Origin of the sequence: Anaeromyxobacter sp. SG66, from assembly GCF_022690805.1 — a bacterium.
Taxonomy (GTDB): Bacteria; Myxococcota; Myxococcia; order Myxococcales; family Anaeromyxobacteraceae; genus Anaeromyxobacter; species Anaeromyxobacter soli.
Map to the genome: position 1 here is coordinate 613 of NZ_JALCZC010000026.1, position 21,583 is coordinate 22,195.

A 21,583-nucleotide genomic window follows, 5' to 3' on the forward strand; every position below is an offset into this window, starting at 1 on the left:
TCTTTATCCCCACTCCCGCCCGGCGGGGGCCGGGGGGGTGTGCGGCCGCCCGCGAGCGGCGACGGCGCCTCTCATCTGCCTCTCCCCTCCCCGCTCGCGCCCTCCTCCCGTCACCTCGCGCCGCCTCTCGAGGGTCGCTCCGCGGAGCCCGTGCGACGGATGACCGCACTGGCCGTGTGACCGGGGTCAACTCTCGGTTCGTTCCCATTCACTAGGGTCGCGCCAATCCACGTGTAGTCCGTTTCACGACGCCGATTCTTCGCGCGGCGCGTGAGGGAGAGGTCGCCGTGCCCGAAACGACCCGACGCACTCGCGCCTCGCGCCTCGCCTTGCGCCAGCCCTCAGGCCGCGCGTGCGCGCCTCGCTCGCTCGCGCCGCTCGCCGCAGCCCTCTTGCTCCTCGCCACCGCGTGCGGCGAATCCGGCGCACCTGCCACGAAGCTCGCGACCCCTCGCGCCGAGTCTGCGGCGCTCGTCGCCGGATCGGGATCTCCCGCCCACGAGCTCTACGCCTCGAAGGGCTTCGCCTGCGAGGCCTGCCACCCGTGCGGCACGCGCTCGCCGAACGGCCACGACGTCGCCTGGATGGACCAGGCGAGCCCCGAGTTCCACGCCGCCTCCGCCAACCGCGATCTCGCGAGCTGCAAGTCGTGCCACGGCGCGAACCTGGACGGCGTCGGCGGCTCGGTCACCGTGTCCTGCGCCCAGTGCCACGGCGCCTCGTGGAAGACGACCTGCACGATGTGTCACGGCGGCACCGACGGGACGACCGGCGCGCCGCCGAAGGCCACCTGGGGCAACGCCTCCGACGCGGCCCGCATCGGGACGCACACCTCGCACGTGGCGGCGGCGCACGCGCTCGCAGGCCCGGTGGGCTGCGCGATCTGCCACCCCGTCCCCACCGACGCGCTGTCCGCAGGCCACGCCGACGCGCCGACGGCGACCGTGGCGTTCACCGGCCTCGCCGTGCAGGGCGTGCTCCTCACGCCCACGTGGGACCGTGCGCAGGCGACCTGCGCGAACACGTACTGCCACGGCGCGACGCTCGCCGGCGGCGCGAACCGCACCCCCATCTGGACGGTCGCGGACGGCTCGCAGCGCGCGTGCACGGCGTGCCACGGCGCGCCGCCGCCCCCGCCGCACGTGCAGAACCCCGCCTGCGGGGAGTGCCACAGCGGCTACGGCGCCGCGGCCGTGAACGCGGCCCTCCACGTGGACGGCAAGATCGACGCGACCGTGAGCTGCAACTCCTGCCACGGGTCGGCGGCCAACGCCGCGCCGCCGCGCGGCACCCGCGGTGAGACCCTCACCTCGCAGCGCGCGGTGGGGGCGCACCAGGCGCACCTCGCGGGCGGGCCGATCGCGAATCCGATCGCCTGCGAGCAGTGCCACGTCGTGCCGACCGCGATGAACCATTCGGATGGACCCGTGCAGCTCGCCTGGGGCCCGCTCGCGTCGGCGCGGGGCGCGGTGCCTGGCTTCGACCCGGTCGCCCTCACCTGCGCGAACTACTGCCACGGCCAGACGCTCGCCGCCGGCGGCGCCCACACCGCGCCGCTCTGGACGAAGGTGGACGGCACCCAGGTCACCTGCGGCAGCTGTCACGGTGCCCCGCCGCCGGCGCCGCACACGCAGAACCCCGCCTGCGAGCTCTGCCACGTCGGCTACACCGCGACGAGCGTGAACCTCGCCACGCACCTCGACGGCAAGCTCGACGTGAAGAGCATGACCTGCAGCTCGTGCCACGGCTCGGTGCAGAACCCCGCCCCTCCGTACGGCACGCGCGGCGAGACGCTCACCACCGACCTCGCCGTGGGCGCGCACCAGCAGCACCTCGCCGGCGGCGTCGTCTCGAACCCGATCGCCTGCGCCGAGTGCCACCTCGTCCCGACCGCGATGGATCACGCGGACGGCGGCGTCGGGCTCGCGTGGGGCACGCTCGCGGCGAAGAACGGCGCGGTCCCGGCGTGGGATCGGACCACCGCGACCTGCTCCTCCACCTACTGCCACGGCCAGTTCGCGGGCGGTAACGTGCTGAACGCGCCGTCCTGGACGACGGTGAACGGGACCCAGGCGGCCTGCGGCACCTGCCACGGCGCGCCGCCTCCCGCGCCCCACCCGCAGAACGCGGCCTGCGAGAGCTGCCACCCCGGCTACACCATCGACTCCGTCGCCCTCGCGACCCACGTGAACGGCACGGTCGAGGTGACGCTCGACTGCAAGTCCTGCCACGGCTCCGCCACGAACGCGGCGCCGCCCACCGGAACGCGCGGCGAGACGCTCGAGACGCAGCGGGCGGTCGGCGCGCACCAGAAGCACCTCGCGGGCGGCCCGCTGCGCGGCCCGATGGAGTGCGCGGAGTGCCACGTCGTGCCGGCCTCGATGGATCACGCGAACGGCACGGCCGACCTCACGTTCGGTCCGCTGGCGCGCACCGAGGGCGCGGCGCCTGTCTGGGATACCCAGGCCCTGACCTGCTCGTCGACCTGGTGCCACGGCGCGCTGCTGCGCGGCGGCGGCACGAACCAGGCGCCGATCTGGACGGGCGGCGCGGCCCAGACCGCCTGCGGCACCTGCCACCTCACGCCGCCGCCCCCACCGCACCCGCGCACGCAGATCTGCGACAACTGCCACCCGGGCTACACCATCACGAGCGTCGACCTCACGAAGCACATCAACGGCGTCGTGGAGGCCGAGAACCTCACCTGCTCCTCGTGCCACGGCGACAACTCGCGCGTGCTCGTCATGCAGGCGGACCCGCTCGCCATCGCGGCGCCGCCCTACGGCTCGCGCGGTGAGACGCTCTCCACCTCGCGCTCGGTCGGCCAGCACCAGGCGCACGTGAACCGCGGCAACGGGCTCTCCATCCCGAACAAGTGCCGCTACTGCCACGCCGTCCCGACCACGTTCGATCACGCGAACGGGGTCGCGCAGGTCACGTTCGGCAGCCTCGCCACGATGGACGGCGCGACGCCCAGCTTCGACGGCCAGACCTGCTCGAACACCTACTGCCACGGCTCGACGCTCGGCCGCGGCGGCACGGACCACAGCCCGAACTGGACGAACCCGGCGCCCGTGACCTGCACGACCTGCCACGGCGCGCCGCCGCCGGCGCCGCACCCGCAGGACTCCGACTGCATCCGCTGCCACCCGGGCTACACCTCGACGAGCGTCCGCAAGGCGACGCACGTGAACGGGGTCTCGGACTTCCCGAGCGGCTGCAACAGCTGCCACGACATCCCGCCGATGACCGGTGAGCACCTCGAGCACCTGCACGAGCGCATCGCCTGCGACCGGTGTCACGCGGGCTACACGACGACGAGCGAGAACCCGGTCCTCCACCGGAACGCGCGCCAGGACGTGACGCTCTCCGGCTGGGATCCCACCCGCCGTACGTGCAGCAACATCGGCTGCCACGGGAGCGAGTACTGGGGCCGCACCGGCCAGGCCGCGCGGCAGAGCTGCAACCAGTGCCACGGCGTGCCGCCGGCCTCCGGCGAGCACTTCGAGCACAGCGAGTACGCGTGCAGCCGCTGCCACGGGACCGGCTACTCGACGACGACCACGAACACGGCGACGCACATGAACAGCGTCGCGGACGTGCCGTTCGCGTTCTACGACCGGACCACGCACACCTGCTCGAACACCGGCTGCCACGGCTACCAGCGCTGGGGCACGCCTTCCCCGGTGACGCCGAACTGCGCGAACTGCCACGGCTTCCCGCCGGCGGCGCCGCACCCGCAGGACACGGCCTGCCAGAGCTGCCACCCGAGCATGCTGCCGTCGGGCGTCCTCACGGACACCCACAACAACGGCACGCTCGACATCTCCGGCCAGGGCTGCCAGAGCTGCCACGGCTTCCCCCCGACGGCCACGCGCAAGGGCGGCACGCACCCCGCGGACTCGAACTGCTACGGCTGCCACCCGACCACGGTCAATTCGAGCAACCAGGTGGTGCCGGACGGCACGCACAACGACGGCTACGTCCAGGTGGGCGGCGGCGGCGTGGGCACCTACGGCTGCCAGACCTGCCACGGCGATCAGGCCCGGCAAGCTCCCGCGGGCGCAGACGCGAACGTGAAGTCGGCGCCGCCGTTCGGGACGCGCGGTGAGACCGAGCCGACCACCCGCGCCGTGGGCGCGCACCTCGCCCACGTGAGCCCGGCCGCCGGCACGCTCGCCGGGCCCGCCGCCTGCTCGGAGTGCCACCCGGTGCCCACCGCGATGGATCACGCGAACGGCGCCGTCCTGATCACCTTCGGCGGGCGCGCGACGCTGAACGGCGCCGCGCCGGTGTTCGATCCGGTCGCGGTCTCCTGCGCCTCCACCTACTGCCACGGCGCGACGCTCGGGGCGGGCGGCACGAGCCACGCACCCACCTGGACGGGCGGCGCGGCCGAGGCCGCCTGCGGCACCTGCCACGGCGCGCCGCCGCCGCTGCCGCACACCCAGAACACGAGCTGCGGCGGCTGCCACGAGGGCTACACCGCGACGAGCGTGAACCTCGCGCAGCACGTGAACGGCACGGTCGAGATCAGCGCCATGGCCTGCAACTCCTGCCACGGCAACGGCTCGAACGCCGCGCCGCCGCAGGGCACGGCGGGCGAGACGGCGACGACGGCGCGCGCGGTCGGCGCGCACCAGCAGCACCTCGCCGGCGGGACGATCGCGAACCCGGTCGCCTGCGCCGAGTGCCACGTGGTGCCGACGGGCATGAACCACAAGGACGGCGCCGCGCAGCTCGCCTGGGGCCCGCTCGCGTCGGCCGGCGGCGCGGTGCCGGCGTTCGACCCGACGGCGCTCACCTGCACGAACTACTGCCACGGCTCGACGCTCGCGGCGGGCGGGACCAACAAGGCCCCGCTGTGGACGAAGGTGGACGGCACTCAGGCCGCCTGCGGCACCTGCCACGGGGCGCCGCCGCCGGCGCCGCACAGCTCGAACCCGAGCTGCGGCAACTGCCACACGGGCTACACCGCGACGACCGTGAACCTCGCGACGCACGTGAACGGGACGGTGGACGTGGTCCCGCTCTCCTGCACCTCGTGCCACGGGTCGGCGCAGAACGCCGCCCCGCCGGTCGGCACGAACGGCGAGACGCTCACGACGGCCCTCGCGGTGGGCGCGCACCAGCAGCACCTCACTGGAGGCGCCTACTCGAACCCGATCGCCTGCTCCGAGTGCCACGTGGTCCCGACGGCCATGAACCACGCCGACGCCACGGTGCAGCTCGCGTTCGGCGCGCTCGCCAGGAGCGGCGGCGCGGTCCCTGCCTGGGACCCCGTCACCGCCACCTGCTCCTCGAGCTACTGCCACGGTCAGTTCGTGGGCGGGAACCTGCTCAACGCGCCGTCCTGGACCACGGTGAACGGAACCGAGGCCGCCTGCGGCACCTGCCACGGCGCGCCGCCGCCGGCGCCGCACAGCGCGAACACCGCGTGCGGGAGCTGCCACGAGGGCTACACGCAGACGAGCGTCAACCTCGCGACCCACGTGAACGGGATCGTCGAGGCGGTGGCGTCGCCGCACGCGGCCGGCTGGGCTGACAAGGCCCAGCACGGCTACCAGGCGAACCTCACCGGCCTCGCGGGCTGCAAGAGCTGCCACGGCGACCTCGGCGCGAGCAGCTCGTGCGGCACCTGCCACACGAGCGCCGGCTTCGCGACGTGGGACACGAACTGCACGTTCTGCCACGGCAGCACGACCACGGGCCGCCAGAACCCGCCGGTGGACATCCAGGGCCGGACCGTCACGACGAACGTGAGCGTGGGCGTCCACGAGGCGCACGCGACGACGACCATCTCCGCGCCGCTCGGCTGCGTGCAGTGCCACCCGGCGCGCACCGCGAGCGTCCGGACCGACACCGCCCACGTGGACGGCAACGGGATCGCCGAGGTGGTCCTCGGCACGCTCGCCAAGACCGGCGGCGCGCCGGCGACGTACACGCGGACGAGCGCGACGAGCGCGACCTGTGCCTCGACCTACTGCCACGGCCGCTTCTCCGGCGGCGTGAACTCCGGCTCGGGTGCGACGGTGGGCTGGACGGCCACGACGCAGGTCGGGTGCACCTCGTGCCACGGCAACCCGCCGAGCACGGGGCGGCACTCCACGCACCAGAGCAGGAGCGTGCCCTGCACGAACTGCCACAACGCGGTGGTGAACTCCTCGAACGGGTTCGTGGACAAGACGCTCCACGTGAACGGCGCGGACAACGTGAAGCTCGGCGGGACGTACAGCGGCCGCTCCGTGACCGGAACCTGGAACGCCTCGACGCGCTCGTGCTCCAGCCTGAGCTGCCACGGGAGCGAGACATGGTGAGGGGCGACGTGATGACGAGCCGAGTCGAGAGAGGGCTTCCGGAGCGCCGCGAGGGGATCGCCATGGACCGCACCCGTGCTTGCCGTGAGTTGAGCTCGACGCGCGCGCGCGCCTGGGCGGTGGCGATGCTCGTCGCCCTCGCCGCGTGCGGTCAGGGCAGTTCGCCCGCGGCGCCCGACCCCGCGTCGGGCTCCACGGTGCGCCCGCTCGCGGCCCACGCGTCCGCGCTCTCGTCGGGCACGAACTGCCCCGAGACGGGCGTCCACGCGCGGCACCTCAACATGTTCGCGTGCTCGACCTGTCACCCGACGGGCGCGACCTTCGGGTTCGACGTGCCTTACACGTTCCCGGGAGGCACCACGACCGCGGGCGGCACGATTGCGCTGCACACGGCGACGACCGCCACGACCTGCACCGTCGCCTGCCACTTCCCGAAGGGCGGGCCGGCGAAGTCCGTGGCCTGGGACGCGCCCGGCCCCCTCGCCTGCGTGGAATGCCACGCGACGACGTCGCTCCCCTCCGGCCACCCCTCGGTGGCGGCAAACGCCACCCGTACCGACTGCGAGCGCTGCCACACGCTCGGCAACCACCTCGGCGGCACCGTCGCGCTCGTCGCGCACGACGCGGCGTGGATCGATCAGGCGAGCCCCGGCTTCCACGCGCTCCAGGCGAACGCCGGGCTCGGTGCGTGCCAGGACTGCCACGGCGCCGACCTGTCCGGCGGCGCCGCGCGCTCGGCGTGCGCGACGTGCCACGACGTCGGGCTGCCCGCCGGCGTCGCGAGCTGGAAGGTGAACTGCGTCATGTGCCACGGCGGCACGGAGACCGCGACGGGCGCGCCGCCGAAGGCCACCTGGGCCAACGCGGCCGACACCGTCCGGGTGGGCGCCCACACCATCCACGGCGCCGGGAGCGCCATCGCGCCCGCATACGACTGCGGCGTCTGCCACGTGAAGCCTTCCGACGCGCTCGCGGGCGGCCACGTGGACGGCGGGACCGCGGAGCTGACGTTCAGCGGCGTCGCCACGGCGCGGAACGCGGCGCCGTCCTGGGATCGCGCGACCGCGACCTGCTCCGGGGTCTACTGTCACGGAGGGACGATGGGGGGCGGCACGAAGACCGCGCCCGTGTGGACCCGCGTGGGCCTCGGTGAGGCCGCCTGCGGCACCTGCCACGGGCTGCCGCCGCCGTCACCTCACCCGACGGTCGGCGCCGACCTCACGCGCTGCGCCTCCTGCCATCCGGACACCATGGACGCGGGCGGCGTCGTCATCGCGCCTTCGGCCGGCGGCAAGCACCTCGACGGTCTCGTGCAGGCGTCGGGCGGCCACCCCGCGGGATGGATGGACACCGCGAGCGCGGGCTTCCACGCGTACTCGGCGAACGCGGGGATCGCCGGGTGCCAGGGCTGCCACGGCGCGAACCTCGACGGCGTGGGCGGCTCCGCCACGACGTCCTGCGCGACCTGCCACGGCGCGGGCTGGCGCACGAACTGCCTCATGTGCCACGGCGGCGTCGCGGATACGACCGGCGCGCCGCCCTCCGGCACCTGGGGGCACGAGACCGACGCGCTTCGCGTGGGGGCTCACACGGCGCACGTGAGCGCGAACCCCATGGCGGTCGCCTACGCGTGCACGGAGTGTCACGCGAAGCCCGTCGACGCGCTGGACGCAGGTCACATGGACGGGTCGACGGTGACGGTGACCTGGGGCGCGGTGGCGCGGACCGGCGGCGCCGCGCCGAGCTGGGACCGCACGGCCGGCACCTGCGCGGCGACCTACTGTCACGGCAACTACGCCGGCACCTTCACGTACTTCTTCTTCGACGGCTACTACAGCGTGGCCTACGCCGGGAAGCGAGCGGCACCGCGCTGGAGCGACGGGCCGGCGACGTGCGGGTCGTGCCACGGCAACCCACCGCAGACGGGCTCGTGGCACCTGGGTGCCCACGGGGGCGGCAGCAACTGCGACCTGTGTCACTCGGACGCCAACGCGACCGGCACGGCCATCACGAACCCGGCCTTGCACCTGAACGGCGCCGTGGACGTGAATCCGGCGTGGGACGCGTCCTGCTTCAACTGTCATTGAGGCGAGCGTCGCGTGCCGTCCTCCGGGGCGGCACGCGGCGTCAGGCGCCTCGACGGACCCGTCGCGCCGCCGGGTGGCGGCTGTGGGCTCGCCAGCCGCGCACGTGAGCTCGCCTCTCTCCCTGCGCGCCGCGGCCCCGTCCCGCGATCGCCGGACGTTCGCGAGGCGCTGCGTTTGAGTACGATCCGGCGCGGCGGCCGCTCTCTCGTCTCGGTCCGCACGTTCGTGTACCTTGCCGCGCCATGCCCAGGGGGCTGCTCGTCATCGCGCTCGCGGCGCTCCTATCGGTCGGCGCCGCCGCGGCGCTCGACGCGCCCACGGACGCCCAGCGGGTCGCGATGCTCGGCGCCGGACCCCGGCTCGTGCCCGAGCTCGCGGAGCAGGCGCTCCCGCCGGCGCCGCAGCAGGTCGCGCTGAAGACGCGCACCTTCGGGACGGTCACCGTGGACCACCCCGCGCACCTCGCGCGCAGGGCGCACTGCGTGAGCTGCCACGGCGAGGGACCGATCCAGAAGATCGAGTTCACCCCGAAGCTCGCCCATGAGCGCTGCCGGGGCTGCCACAAGGAGCAGCAGGCGGGGCCGCTCACGTGCCGGGGCTGCCACGCCCTACCCCCCGCCGCGGAGAAGCCCCTCGTGGCGCAACCCGCAGTGGACACGCCGGCGGTCGTGGGCGCACGCGCCAGCTCCGGGACGCCGGCCGGCGCCGCGGCAGGGATGGCCGCGAGCGCTGCACCGTCGAGCTCGACGACGGCGGCCTCGCGCGGTCCGGCGACCTCGCCGGCGACGATCCGCGTCGCCGCGACGTCGCCGGGACCGACGCGTACGGCGCCGCCCGCGCGGATCGCGGAGGTCGCGAGCGCCGAAACGACGAGCCCCGTCGACGTGCCTCTCCGGCGCGTGCTCGAGGTCGGCTTCGCCGGCGGGTCGGGGTTCGGACCCGCGGTGCGCCTCCTCTCGCGCCAGGAGCGCATGGTCCTGTCGCACAGCTTCGACCGGGTCGGCGGCGGCCAGGCGAGGAGCCTCGGGCTCCTCGGGATCGGGAAGGGCTTTCCCGTTCAGGAAGGCGTCGAGGTGGTCGCCCTCGGGCTCGGCGGGATCGACGTCGTGGAGAGCTCGACGGCGACGCTGCTGCCTGCCGCGGGGGCGCGCATCGGCGTGCTCTGGTCCGTGCGGCACCGGTTCATCGAGACGATCGACTTCTCGCTCACCGGCGTGGCCGACCTGGCGCGCAGCCACGCGCTCGGCCAGGAGGTCGGGGGTGCGACCTTCTTCGCGACGATCGCGGCGGGCGTGCCGCTCGGGCCGCGATAGGCTCGCTAGTCCGGAGGCGCGCGGCGCCGCGTTCACGCAGGACGTGTTCGTCGGGTCCACGGCGCGCTCGAACGGCGCCACCTCACCAGACGTGACGGTGAAGGTGGCGCTTCCCGTCCCATTCCGACCCAGCGTCAGGTCGAGGTCCCTTCGCCACGGAGCTCGCGCCGACTGGCTCCGGCACGAGGGCGGAATCAGGGCATTCGCGTCGAGCCGGAGTCACTCCCCGCGCGCAGCGCGACGGCGGCGCAGAGGAGGCCGGCGACCAGCCAGTAGTAGTTGCAGAACGCCTGCTTGCTGAAGAGCAAGAACGCCAGCCACGCCGCGGCGCCGGTGAGCACCGCCCGCTCCAGCGACACGCGTCTCGCCACGCCGAGCGCCAGCACCGCGACCGCGGCCGGGAGCGCGATCCATGGCGAGAGGACCGGACCTCCCATCCTCACCACGGCCGCGGGCCACGAGAGCGAGTCCGCGCGGAAAGGCTGCTGGAGCTGGAACGCGACGACCCCCCGGTAGAGCGCCGGCGCGTCCCACAAGGCGAACGGCAGGATGACGAGGGCCGCGCCGGCGACCGCGATGGCGGCGCTCTTCCACCGATGCGCCGGAGGCAAGGCGAGGAGGACCGGCGCGAGCAGGATGGGCGCATACTGCTTGCTGCTCAGCGCCAGCGCCCCCGCGATCCCCGTGACGATGGGGCCGAGCGGGCCCTCTCCCGAGGCGCCGTCGCGTCGGTACGTGGCGTCGACGACGACGAGCGCCAGCAGCGCCGAGGCCAGCACGATGGGCTCGGTCCACGACTGCTCGAGGACGAAGAAGGTCCTCGGCTGCAGGAGGACGAACACCGCCGCCAGCTCGGCGACACGCGAGCCCCTGCCGAGCCGGCGAATGGCCCAGGCCGAGAACAGCACGAGCGCGAGGTGCGTCCACCGCACGTCGGCGTGGAGCAGCGTCGTGGGAACCGCCACGAGCAGCGTCAGCGGGGGATAGGGATTCCCGAGCACGTACGCCTGGTCCGGGCTCAACACCTCCGGCGAATAGAAGGGGGTGAACGGTCCATAGATGTTCGGATATGCGACGGCGTACGGGTCCACTCCCCGCAACATCGCGAACGAGCCCATCTGCTGGAAGAACCAGACGTCGATCGGCGGACCGGGCGTGGTGCGGATCACGAAGCCGGCGAGCACGGCCGCGGCGGCGGCGAGCAGCGGGAACCGCAACCGCGCCACGAGCGCCGGTGCCCCCGTCCACAGATAGGTGAGCGCCGCCACCCCCGCGACCGCGAGCACCGGCCGGAAGAAGCCGAGCGTGTCGGGAGGGACGAAGATCCCGGGCTGGCGCAGCGCGTCGAACGCGATGCTCGCCAGGACGCCGCCGCAGAGGACGCGAGCGCGCCAGTCCCGCCCCGGAGCTCCGGCTCCGGTCGCTCGGTCGCGGCGGCGCTCCATGACCAGGGCAGCGACGCTCGCGATCGCGCTCCCCGTCACGAGGAGCAGCGCGAAGGGATCGAAGTTCCCGTCCGACACGCCGAGGGCGAAGCCGAGGGAGAGCGCCGCGACCGCGACGAGGACGGAGCCGGGGGCCGTCCTCGCGGGTTCGTGCTCGGCCTCGGGCGCTCCGTCCGAAATGGCGACGGAAGCCCTCACGCGGCGCCGCCGCGGGACGCCGCAGGGGCCGGCACCACGGCGAGCTTGCGACCCGTGTCCGATAGCCGCGCGGACCGGCGCAGCCCCATCTTCGCGAGGCGGAACTCGATGGCCGTGCCGAGCACGCCGAAGCCGTACTTCACGCTCCTCCGGAAGTTGATGGAGGAGGCTTCCTCGAAGTAGCGCGCCGGGCACGAGATCTCGCCGATGTCGAACCCGAACCAGAGCGCCTGCGCCAGGAACTGGTTGTCGAACACGAAGTCGTCGGAGTTCTCCTCCAGCGGCAGCGCCTCGAGGAGCTCGCGCGAGAACGCGCGATAGCCGGTGTGGTACTCGGCGAGCTTGTAGCCGAGCAGCACGTTCTCGAAGAACGTCAGGAAGCGGTTCGCCACGTACTTCCACAGGGGCATGCCGCCGCGCAGCGCACCGACGCCCAGGATGCGGGAGCCGAGGACGCAGTCGAAGTGCCCGCTGGCCACCATCGCCGCCATCGCCGGGACCAGCGCGGGCGAATACTGGTAGTCGGGGTGGAGCATCACCACGATCTCGGCGCCGCGCGCCAGCGCCTCCGCGTAGCACGTCTTCTGGTTGCCGCCGTACCCGCGGTTCTGCGCGTGCACCACGTGGTGGAGCCCGAGCTCGCGAGCGACGGCCACGGTCTCGTCCGGGCTCGCGTCGTCGACGAGGATGACGTCGTCCACCACCGTGCGATCGAGCTCGTCGACCGTGCGCCGCAACGTCTTCGCGGCGTTGTAGGCCGGCATCACGACGCACACGCGCTTCCCGGAGATCATGCCGCTCCCGTTGGCTCGAAGGGAGCGCATGATACCGCGCACCGCGGCGGGCACGCACGCTCGCCCGCTTCCGAGGAGCGCCGCACGGACCTCCGCGGCGAGACGCCGGCGCGGCCGCGCACCTCCAGTGCCGAGCGCGGAACGGCGCGCGCTTCCCGACGGTTGACAAAGACGGGCGCGGAGGCGTTCCTAGGCGTTTCGTTTCGGACAGAGGGACAGGAATGAAGACACGACTCTCCACGGGCGTCGCGGCGGCGTGCTTCTTCGCCTCCGGCGCCGCCGCGCTGCTGTACGAGGTTGTCTGGTTCCGGCTCCTCTCCCTCACGTTCGGCCACACGGTCTTCGCGGTGACGACCGTGCTCGCCGCCTACATGGGCGGCCTCGCCCTCGGCAGCCTGCTCCTCGGGAAGCGCGCGGACGGCTCGCGGCGGCCGCTGCTCGTCTACGGGCTCGCCGAGATCGTCATCGGCCTCTACTGCCTCACCACGCCGCTCCTGTTCGCCGGGGCGGACGCCGCCTACATCGCCGCGCACCGGGTCCTGGAGCCCGGCGCGGTCGGCGCGACGCTGCTCCAGTTCTCGCTCTCCGCCCTGCTGCTCGTGCCCGCCACCGCCGTCATGGGCGCCACGCTGCCCTTCCTGAGCCGGGCGGTGGTCGAGCGGTCCGGCACGACGGGATCTCGCGTCGGCCTCCTCTACGCCGTGAACACGATGGGCGCCGTGCTCGGGGTGGTCGCCACCGGGTTCGCCCTGCTCCCCACCTTCGGCCTGCGCGCGACGGTCTGGATCGGCGTGGCGCTCAACCTGGGCGTCGGGATCGCGGCCCTGCTGCTCGAGCGCACCGGCCGCGGTCGCGCTCCTGCGGAGGCGCCGCCCGAGGCGCCCTCGCAGGCCGAGGCGCCACCGGCCGCCGGAGACGAGCCCTCTTTCCCCCGCAGGGCCGCGCGGGTCGCGCTCGCCGCCATCGGGATCTCCGGCGCGGCGTCCATGGCCTACGAGGTCGCCTGGACGCGGGCCCTCTGCCTCGCCGTAGGGAGCTCCACTTACGCCTTCACGGCCATGCTCGCCACGTTCCTGGTCGGGCTCGCCGCCGGGGCGTTCGCCGCCTCGCAGGCGCTCCGCCGGTGGCGCCTCCGGCTCACCGCGTTCGGCGTCCTCGAGTGCGCGATCGCCGCGCTGGCCGTCGCGACGCTCCCGGTGCTCGGGATGCTGCCGCAGATCGTCCTCCAGATCCTCGGGCGGCTGGGGCTCTCACACGAGAGCGCCCTGCTCGCGCAGTTCGGCGCGAGCTTCCTCGTCATGATCGTGCCCTCCGCCGCGATCGGCGCGACGTTCCCGCTCGTGCTCGCGGGCCTGACGCGCGGGATCTCGAGCGTGGGAGACGACGTCGGGCGCGTCTACGGTGCGAACACCATCGGGACCATCGTCGGCTCGGTCGGCGCCGGGTTCGTGCTCGTGCCGCAGATCGGGATCCACGGCACGGTGGTGGCCGCCGCGGCCGCGAACCTGGCGGCGGGCCTCGGGGTCCTGCTCGCCCTGGACGCGCGGCCGAGGAGATCGCTGGCCGCGCTCGCGACCGCCTCGGCGTTCGCGATCGCGGTGTTCGCCGTGCCGCGCTGGGACCGGCTCCTCATGACGAGCGGCGTGTCGATCTACGCCGCCCGCCACCTGGGCAAGGACGCAGGGGCGCAGTCGCCTCGCGAGAAGTCCGCCTCCAAGGAGCTCCTGTTCTACGCCGAGGGGTTGACCACGACCGTCTCGGTCACGCGCACCGGCGAGCACCTGTTCCTCTCGGTGGACGGCAAGACCGACGCGAGCACGAACGGACTCGACATGAGGACCCAGCTCCTGCTGGGTCACCTCCCCGCGCTGCTCGCGCCCGACGCGAGCCGCGCGCTCGTGATCGGGCTCGGCAGCGGCATCACGGCCGGCGCGCTCGCGCAGTACCCGCTCCGCGCCATCGACGTCGCGGAGCTCGAGCCGGCGGTCGTCGACGCCGCGAGGCTGTTCGCGCGCGAGAACCACGACGTGCTCGGCGATGCGCGGCTCCGGGTGATCGCCGGAGACGGGCGACACATCCTCGCCGCCGCGGCGCAGCCCTACGACCTCATCGTCTCGGAGCCCTCGAACCCGTGGATCGCCGGGGTCGCGAACCTCTTCACCCGCGAGTTCTACCGCGTCGCACGGGAGCACCTCTCGGAAGACGGCGTCATGGTGCAGTGGCTCCAGTCGTACGCGATCTTCCCGAGCGAGATCCGCATGGTGGTCCGGACGTTCCGGGAGGTGTTCCCGGACGTCACCGTGTGGCGCGGCGGCGCAGGCGACTACCTGCTCGTGGGCGGGAAGAAGCCGCTCCGGGTCGACCTGGACGCGGCGGCGCGCCGGATCGCACAATCCCCGGGCGCGCGCGCCGATCTGGCGCGGTACTGGGGCGATCCCGAGGACGTGTTGCAGCAGTTCGTGCTCTCCGAGGACGACACGCGCCGCTTCGCGGAGGGCGCGTCCCTGAACACGGACGACCTCCCGCTGCTCGAGTTCGCCGCGCCGCGCGCGATGTACGCCTCGACCGACGAGGACAACGATCGGTCGCTCCGCTCGTTCCAGCGCGCGGCCCTTCCGCCCGTGGCAGGAGCGTCGGCGGCGGCGCGGCTCGACGGCCCGGAGGGACGGCTGCGCGCTGCACGCGCGGCCTGGCTGCGCGGCGATCCCGAAGCCGCCCGGGACCACCTCCAGCAGATGCAGGCCGTCGCGGAGCCCGGCATCCTCGTCGAGCGCGCGCGCCTGCTCATCGCGCTCGGCAACCCGGATGAAGCGGCCCGGCTCCTCGACGGGGTGCGGGCGCGAGACGAGCGGATCGAGGGCTATCGCTCCACCGCGCGCTACCTCGCCGATCACGCGCTCGGCCGGCGCATCGTGCACGAGGTCGGCCCGTGGCGCCTCGAGACCACCGGTCCTGCCTGGGCGTTTCACCGACTGGGTAATCTTCTGATGACGGTCGCGGTCTCGGAGCGCGCGCCGGAGCTGCTGCCCGTCGCCCTCGAGCAGTTCGAGGCCGCGAGCGCGCTCGAGCCAGGGACCGCCTCCTTCTACGTGGGCGCAGGGAAGGTGCTGCTGGCGATGGGGAGGCGCGGCGTCGCGGAGCCCGTCCTGCGGAGGGCAGCCGAGCTGGAGCCGAAGAGCGCCGACGCCCACTACTTCCTCGGCCTCCTGTACGAGGACGAGTCGCCGCCGGACGCCGCCCGGGAGTACGAGGCGGCGGCGCGGCTCGCACCCTCCTGGCAAGCGCCACGCGAGCGGCTGATGGCCCTGCGCGCCGACGGCGGCGCGCGTGACTCCGGACGCGCCTCTCCCTGAGGTGACCCGAGCGCGCGGCGCTCGCGGCTCCGGATGCCCTGGACCGTCAGGCTCCGGGGCGAAGCGCCAGGCGCCCGGAGGTCACCCGGCCGCCGGTCACTCGTCCACCCGGATCACGCCCCGCTTCAGCGCGAAGCGCACGAGCTCGGTCCGGTTGTGCACGGAGAGCTTCTCCATGACGTGCTCGCGGTGGCTCATGGCGGTCTTCACGCTGATGCCGAGCACGTCGGCGACCTCCTTGTTGCTGCGTCCCTCGGCGACGAGCTTCAGGACCTGCTTCTCGCGGTCGGTGAGCGCCTCGTAGGGATCGGCGGCGCCGCCGGTCGTCGCCTGCCCGGCGTCCGCCATGGCGGTGCGCGCCACCTCGGGATCGAGCACGAGGCCGCCGCGGTTCACGGCGCGGATCGCGTTCGCGAGCTCGGAGCCGGCCGACTTCTTGAGGACGTAGCCCGCGACGCCGGCCTTGAGGAGCCTGCGGACGTACTCGCGATCCTCGTACTGCGACAGGATGAGGATCCGCGTGCGCCGGCCGAGCTTGTGGATCTCGAGCGCGGCCTCGATGCCGCCCAGCCCGGGCATGGCGATGTCCATGAGGATGACGTCGGGATCGAGCCGCTCCACCGCGGCGATGGCCTCCGTCCCGTTCGCGCCCTCGCCCACCACCTCGATGTCCGGGTGGAGCTGCAGGAGCGCGCGGATGCCCTCGCGCAGGATGGCGTGGTCGTCCACGATGACGACGCGGATCTTGCTCATGCGACGACTCCTCCCCGCCCTTCCTTCGCTCCCGCGGGCCGCGGCGGCTCGGCCGGTGGCAGCGGGACGCGCACCTGCACCCGCGTCCCCTTCCCCGGCGCGGAGTCTATCCGGGCCGAGCCCCCGAGGATCTCCGCTCGCTCACGAATTCCGAGGAGCCCCCACGGGCGGCGCCCCTCGCGCCGCGCCGCCGCCTCGACGTCGAAGCCGCGCCCGTCGTCCTCGATCTCGATCTGGAGCTGGTCGCCCTCGACGCCCACCTGGACGAGCACCGCGGTCGCCTGGGCGTGGCGCGCGACGTTGCTCATCGTCTCCTGGCACATGCGGAAGAGCGCCGTCTCCAGCTCGGGCGGCAGGCGGCGGTCGAGCTCGCCGAACTCGCAGCGGACCGAGATCCCGCGCGTCTCGAGGCTCCGCTCCGCGTACCAGCGGATGGCGGAGAAGAGGCCCAGGTCGTCGAGCACGGAGGGCCGCAGGTCGAGGATGAGCCGGTGCACGTCCTCGAGCGTGCGCACCGCGACCGCCTTCACCTCGTCGAGCCGGGGCGTCTTTCCCGCGCGGATGGCGTCCTGCGCGGCCTCGAGCCCCATGGCCAGCACCGCGAGGCTCTGGGTCGTCTCGTCGTGCAGCTCCCGGGCGATCCGCTTCCGCTCGTCCTCCTGCGCGGTGATCACCTTGCTCAGGAGCTGGCCACGATCCGCGTCGCGCTCGCGGACCTGCCCGAGCGCGTCGTTCAGCGCGCGGGTGCGCTCCTCCACGCGCTGCTCGAGCTGCGCGTTCACCTCGGCCACCTGCGCGAGCGTCGCGCGCAGCGCCCCGCGCATCCGCTCCAGCGCCTGGCCGAGCCGGCCGACCTCGTCCGAGCCGAGATCCGGGATGGGCCAGCCGAGCTCGCCCCGGGCGATCCGCTCCGCCTCGAAGGTGAGCACGCCCACCGGGCGCGTGACGCTCTGCGCGGCCCCCCACGCGAACGTGCCCACGAGCGCGAGCTGGAGGAAGAGCCCGAAGCCCACGATGTACCACGGCACCGCGCCCTGGGTCGGCAGCGCCTCGGCCATGGGCTGCCGCACGACGACGGCCCACGGCGCGCTCCCGAGCGGCGCGAAGGTCATGAGCTCGTCGTTGGTGGCGGGCGTGCTCCCGTCCTCGTGGCACTCCCGGCAGCTCACGGACGTGGTCCGGCGCGCCTCGAGGAGCTTTCGGACCCCGCCCGTACACCCGGCCGCCCGCCCCGCCCGCCCGCGCTCGCTCGAGGCGATCACCTGGCCATCCGCGTCGAGGAGATCCGCGAAGCCGGTCCGGCCCCGGCGGAGGTGCTCGAGCATGCGGCCGAAGTCGCGCCGGTCGGGGCGGAACGTCCCGCCCATGACGCCGACGACCTCGCCCTTCCAGCTGCGCACCGGGACGAGCTCGTGGATCACCTGCCCGCGGGGCTCGAGGACGAGCCCGGACAGCCGCGGGCGGCCGCTCGCGAGCACCTCCTCCACCAGGGCCTGGGCGGCCAGCGGGACCTCGGTGACCGCACCGATCGGCTCCTCCGCGATCACGTTCTGCTCGCGGTCGAGCAGGAAGATCGTGTCGCGGTGGCGGAAGGATTCGTGGCCGGTGCGGACGAGGCGCCGCTCGTCGGAGAGGTCCGCGTCGCCGAACCCCGCCGAGAGCGCCGAGGCGAGCCGCTGCAGCGACTCGAGGTCGGCCGTGAGCCCCTCGTCGAAGTGGGCGGCCACCGCGGTCGCCGCGGCGTTGCGGCCCGACAGGATCCGCTCGTCGAAGCCTCGCATCCAGTAGAGGCCGGCGGCGGCCAGGAGCACGATCGGGAAGAAGATCCCGATCGCCATGAGCAGGTACACCCGCGTCCGCAGCGAGATCCCGCCGACCGCGTGGCTCGTCGTGCTCATCGCCCGCTCACCCCGTGCAGGCTCCGCGCGATCCGCACGAGCTCGTCGAGATCTCCCTGCGTCCGGAGCACCACCGCGCGGCCGTTCACCGACCACGACAGCTCCTGCCACGGCACGCCCTCGACGAGCACCGACGCGAGCGTCGCGGGGTGCCCGCCCACGGCGGTGGGGCGGGCGCCGAGCACCGTGCGATCCGAGAGGAGCGCGGGCGCGATGTCCACGCCGGCGTCCGTGGCGGCGACGAGCTCGAGGCCCGTCCCCCCGTCGCGCGCGGCGAAGGCGAGACGCACCGAGCCGTGGCGCCCGCCCGCCACGTGGATCGCCGTGGGCGGCCAGGCCAGGCGCTCGGGGTAGTAGCCGGGGAGGAGGATGCGCGCGCCGAGGCGGCGCTCCGCCTCCTGGATCGACGCGGCCCGGTGCGGCCCGGTGTCGCCTGCGAGCAGGCGCGGCAGCGCGCCGAGGCCGGCGATCGCCACCGCGGTCCCCGCCAGCACGTACGCGAGCGTCACCAGCATCCGGGCGATCTCCGCGCCCGCGCCGCTCGCCCGCACCGCGCCCATGGCCGTACGCTCGGTCATATCACGAAGAACAGCAGGGCCGCGAGGGCGCCGCCCGCGAGCGCCACGCGGACGCCAGCGTACGGGAGCCGGGCGGGCGCACCGTCGAGCAGCCTCCGGCACCGGACCTCGATGTCGTGCGAGCGGACCCGCGCGAGCGGCTCGGCGAGCGCCGCGGCGAAGGGCAGCGAGCGCGGCACCCCGCTCGCGCCGGCCGTCGCGCGGTGCAGCTTGAGGAGCCCGCTCGCGAGCGCCAGCCGGTCGCCGCACGCGGCGGCGCCGCGCTCGTCCGCGAGCCACTCCGCGTCGCGCGCCAGCGCACGAGAGACCACCTGGAACGCCGGATTCCAGAACATCACCGCGCGGAGCCCCATGAGGATCCAGCTCTTGAGCGGGTCGCGACCCGCCACGTGAGCGAGCTCGTGCGCGAGCGCGGCTGCGAGCTCGTCGCGATCGAGCCGGGAGAGCGTTCCGCCCGAGACGACGAGGGCCGGACGCCGAACGCCGGTGCAGAAGAGCACCGGCAGGTCGCGGCCGAGGAAGACGAGCGGCGGCTCCCTGACGCCGAGCGCCGCCGCGGCGCGCGGGAGCTCGGCGGCGAGGACGGCCGCGCTGGCGGGATCGGGCAGCTCGCCCGCCGGCGCGCGGCGGCCGCGGCCGCGCAGGACCGGCCAGAGGTCCATGAGGAACAGCCCCGCCCCCGCGGCCGCGAAGGCGGCGAGCCACCACCAGAACAGGCCGACGCCGAGGAGCCGAACCGTCTCCCAGCTCCGCGCGTCGAAGAGCGCGAGATCCTCCCGGAACCCCTCCTCCCCGCGGGAGGGGAAGAGCGCGACGAGCGCCGGAAACAGGACCAGCGGATAGCCCAGCGCCGTGAGGCGTAGGGCCATCCGCTGGCGAGGTTCGCGCACGCCCCAGCTCCGCACCAGCGCCTCGACGAACAGCGAGGCGACGAGGGTGTGGAAGATGGCTTGCGCCAGGATGTCAGCCCACGACGCGCTTTCCACCGTGCCCCGGCGGCGCATCCCCGTGCCCGGCGTGCCCGTGTGCGTCCGGCGGCAGCCCGCCCTCGAGGCGCGCGAGCTCGAGCGGGTGCTCGTGCACGTAGCGCTCCCGGCTCACCTTGCCGGTGAAGATCGACGCGTCGAACGGGAAGACGTCCGGGTTGAGGTGCGCGTTGAAGATGTGCCAGACGGTGATGACGAAGAAGGCCATGAGGCCCTCGTTCGAGTGGGCCACCTTCGCGGCCGGGATGATCTGGCCAGGGATGAGCGTCGCGGCCTTCACCGGGAAGAAGAGCATGAACCCGGTGACGACCATGATCACGTTTCCGGCGACGAGGCCCCAGTACTCGAACTTCTCCTTGTACGTGAAGCGATCGTACTGAGGGTGCTGATCCGTCATCCCCAGGTAGTAGCGCAGCTGCTGGATCGCGTCCTCGAAGTCCCGCTTGGTCGGGACCATCGAGAAGCCGATCTTGCGCGACAGGATCGCGGCGATGCCGCTCGCGAAGTGCACGATCGTGGAGAGGGCCAGCACGACCCCGAAGAAGCGGTGGATCCAGCGCGTGTTGTCGATGCCGCCGAACAGGTCGACGAACGTGTGCGCCCACCCCGTCGTGTAGAACTTCTGCGGCAGGCCGGTGAGGCACAGCGCCGCGAAGGTCGTCATCGTGACGAAGTGCTCGATCCGCTGCTTGAGGCTGAAACGGACGATGTAGTTGCTCATCGATTCACCACGACGCGCCAGAGGTGCAGCGCGATCTGGAGCACGAGCCCGCCCACCATGAACGGGATCATCAGCTTGTAGAAGAGCTGCACCGCCCAGACGATCGGCGCCTTCTCGGGCGTCGGCTCGTAGTGCGAGAGCCACGCCTTCGGGAAGCTCTCGCTCGCCCCCTCGTGGCACTTCGCGCAGGTCTTCTGGAGGTTCGCCGCCATCACGGAGGAGTTCGGGCTGTCGGACTTCTCGATGTCGTGCACGCCGTGGCAGTCGGTGCAGACGGCGGCGAGGCGCACGCCCGGGCCCTTCTTCTTGCCCTGCTGCAGGCTCGCGGCCATGCCGTGGAAGTCGGCGAGGTAGGTGTCGACGACCTTCGTCGAGAGGCCGTACCGCTTCATGAGCTTCTCGTCGGTGTGGCAGCGGCCGCAGATCTCCGGGGTCCGCGCCGCGAGCGCGCCGTCGCGCGGGTCAGTCGTGTCGTGCGCGCGGTGACAGTCGGTGCAGACTGGCACGTCGGAGCTCGAGCCGGCCAGGCGGCCGTGGACGCTCCGCGCGTAGACGGCGGCCTCCTTGCCGTGGCAGCCCGAGCACATCTGCGAGATGCGCGCTCGAGGCTGCCCGGGGCGGGAGATGTCATGGGCGCCGTGGCAGTCGACGCACAGGGCGGCCTTGTCGTTGCCCTTCGCCATCACCGCGAAGTGCACGCCGTCGAGCGTCTTCGTGTAGTTGGCGAAGTGGCAGCCCTTGCACTGCTCGTAATACGCGCGAGTGACCTCGCGGCGCGTCTTGAACTTGAGCTCGCCGGTCGCGTGGTCGCTCGTCTTGTCGGTGTGACATTCCGTGCACCGGAGCATCTCGCCGTGCACCGACTTGGCGAACGCTTCCTGGTTCACGTAGAGCGACAGCTTCTCGCCACTCGGCAGGTCGTACGTCTGGTCCGGGTCGCTGTGGCAGCCCAGACAGTCCTCGGACTCCGCCGGGATTCCGGCCCAGGCCGGGGATGCGGCGAAAGCGACGAGGAGCGGCAGCAGAAATCTCTTCATTGGCCCCACCCTGGAGGGAGTCGTCACAATCCGTTGCACGAAACGGACGAGCGATTCCTACCAGGGAATCCGGGGGGATGTCCAACGGGTTTCAGCGCTTAAA

At 73.3% G+C, this 21,583-nt stretch carries 12 protein-coding genes; 4 read left to right on the forward strand and 8 right to left on the reverse strand.

The features are described 5' to 3' along the window. Nucleotides 1–287 precede the first annotated feature (287 nt). The 3 genes from MNZ39_RS09825 to MNZ39_RS09835 all read left to right on the forward strand — a co-directional run bounded on the left by MNZ39_RS09825 (nt 288) and on the right by MNZ39_RS09835 (nt 9,717). Nucleotides 288–6,317, forward strand: a complete 6,030-nt coding sequence (locus MNZ39_RS09825; RefSeq protein WP_242337868.1) for a CxxxxCH/CxxCH domain-containing protein — start codon at nt 288–290, stop codon at nt 6,315–6,317. Between the two features lie 62 nt (nt 6,318–6,379). Continuing rightward, nucleotides 6,380–8,404, forward strand: coding sequence for a CxxxxCH/CxxCH domain-containing protein (locus MNZ39_RS09830; protein ID WP_242337870.1), 2,025 nt, complete (start codon nt 6,380–6,382; stop codon nt 8,402–8,404). A gap of 242 nt (nt 8,405–8,646) precedes the next feature. After that, a complete protein-coding gene (locus MNZ39_RS09835) occupies nt 8,647–9,717 on the forward strand; it encodes a cytochrome c3 family protein (protein ID WP_242337872.1) in 1,071 nt (356 codons plus the stop codon). Nucleotides 9,718–9,911: 194 nt separating this feature from the next. On the opposite strand, the gene MNZ39_RS09840 is transcribed toward MNZ39_RS09835, so the two are convergent. Next, on the reverse strand, nt 9,912–11,360 hold the full coding sequence (locus MNZ39_RS09840) for a hypothetical protein (protein ID WP_242337874.1): 1,449 nt from the start codon (nt 11,358–11,360) through the stop codon (nt 9,912–9,914). Then, complete coding sequence (locus tag MNZ39_RS09845; RefSeq protein ID WP_242337876.1) at nt 11,357–12,154, reverse strand: glycosyltransferase family 2 protein; 798 nt, start codon at nt 12,152–12,154, stop codon at nt 11,357–11,359. The genes MNZ39_RS09840 and MNZ39_RS09845 overlap by 4 nt, the downstream gene beginning before the upstream one ends. 221 nt (nt 12,155–12,375) lie before the next feature. On the opposite strand from MNZ39_RS09845, the gene MNZ39_RS09850 reads away from it, so the two are divergent. Then, the gene (locus tag MNZ39_RS09850; RefSeq protein WP_242337878.1) at nt 12,376–15,507 is read left to right on the forward strand and encodes a fused MFS/spermidine synthase; all 3,132 of its coding nucleotides are present in this window, start codon (nt 12,376–12,378) and stop codon (nt 15,505–15,507) included. A gap of 96 nt (nt 15,508–15,603) precedes the next feature. Here MNZ39_RS09850 and MNZ39_RS09855 read toward each other — a convergent pair whose 3' ends face one another. The 6 genes from MNZ39_RS09855 to MNZ39_RS09880 are packed head-to-tail and all read right to left on the reverse strand — an operon-like array spanning nt 15,604 to nt 21,480. After that, a complete protein-coding gene (locus MNZ39_RS09855) occupies nt 15,604–16,260 on the reverse strand; it encodes a response regulator transcription factor (protein WP_242337880.1) in 657 nt (218 codons plus the stop codon). Beyond that, entirely contained in the window at nt 16,257–18,158 is a 1,902-nt protein-coding gene (locus MNZ39_RS09860; protein WP_242337882.1) for an ATP-binding protein, read from the reverse strand. Before MNZ39_RS09860 ends, MNZ39_RS09855 begins: the two co-directional genes overlap by 4 nt. Then, on the reverse strand, nt 18,155–18,736 hold the full coding sequence (locus MNZ39_RS09865) for a hypothetical protein (RefSeq protein WP_242337884.1): 582 nt from the start codon (nt 18,734–18,736) through the stop codon (nt 18,155–18,157). The genes MNZ39_RS09860 and MNZ39_RS09865 overlap by 4 nt, the downstream gene beginning before the upstream one ends. After that, entirely contained in the window at nt 18,733–19,722 is a 990-nt protein-coding gene (locus tag MNZ39_RS09870) for a M56 family metallopeptidase (RefSeq protein WP_242337886.1), read from the reverse strand. The genes MNZ39_RS09865 and MNZ39_RS09870 overlap by 4 nt, the downstream gene beginning before the upstream one ends. Continuing rightward, a complete protein-coding gene (locus MNZ39_RS09875) occupies nt 19,700–20,443 on the reverse strand; it encodes a formate dehydrogenase subunit gamma (RefSeq protein ID WP_242337888.1) in 744 nt (247 codons plus the stop codon). The genes MNZ39_RS09870 and MNZ39_RS09875 overlap by 23 nt, the downstream gene beginning before the upstream one ends. After that, nucleotides 20,440–21,480: a cytochrome c3 family protein gene (locus MNZ39_RS09880; protein WP_242337890.1), complete on the reverse strand. Its 1,041-nt coding sequence runs from the start codon at nt 21,478–21,480 to the stop codon at nt 20,440–20,442. The genes MNZ39_RS09875 and MNZ39_RS09880 overlap by 4 nt, the downstream gene beginning before the upstream one ends. Nucleotides 21,481–21,583 lie beyond the last annotated feature (103 nt).

Coding starts and splice junctions, on each gene's coding strand:
- MNZ39_RS09830 (WP_242337870.1), top strand. CDS start 6,380: ATGGACCGCACCCGTGCTTGCCGTGAGTTGAGCTCGACGCGCGCGCGC.
- MNZ39_RS09835 (WP_242337872.1), top strand. CDS start 8,647: ATGCCCAGGGGGCTGCTCGTCATCGCGCTCGCGGCGCTCCTATCGGTC.
- MNZ39_RS09845 (WP_242337876.1), bottom strand. CDS start 12,154: ATGATCTCCGGGAAGCGCGTGTGCGTCGTGATGCCGGCCTACAACGCC.
- MNZ39_RS09850 (WP_242337878.1), top strand. CDS start 12,376: ATGAAGACACGACTCTCCACGGGCGTCGCGGCGGCGTGCTTCTTCGCC.
- MNZ39_RS09855 (WP_242337880.1), bottom strand. CDS start 16,260: ATGAGCAAGATCCGCGTCGTCATCGTGGACGACCACGCCATCCTGCGC.
- MNZ39_RS09860 (WP_242337882.1), bottom strand. CDS start 18,158: ATGAGCACGACGAGCCACGCGGTCGGCGGGATCTCGCTGCGGACGCGG.
- MNZ39_RS09865 (WP_242337884.1), bottom strand. CDS start 18,736: ATGACCGAGCGTACGGCCATGGGCGCGGTGCGGGCGAGCGGCGCGGGC.
- MNZ39_RS09875 (WP_242337888.1), bottom strand. CDS start 20,443: ATGAGCAACTACATCGTCCGTTTCAGCCTCAAGCAGCGGATCGAGCAC.
- MNZ39_RS09880 (WP_242337890.1), bottom strand. CDS start 21,480: ATGAAGAGATTTCTGCTGCCGCTCCTCGTCGCTTTCGCCGCATCCCCG.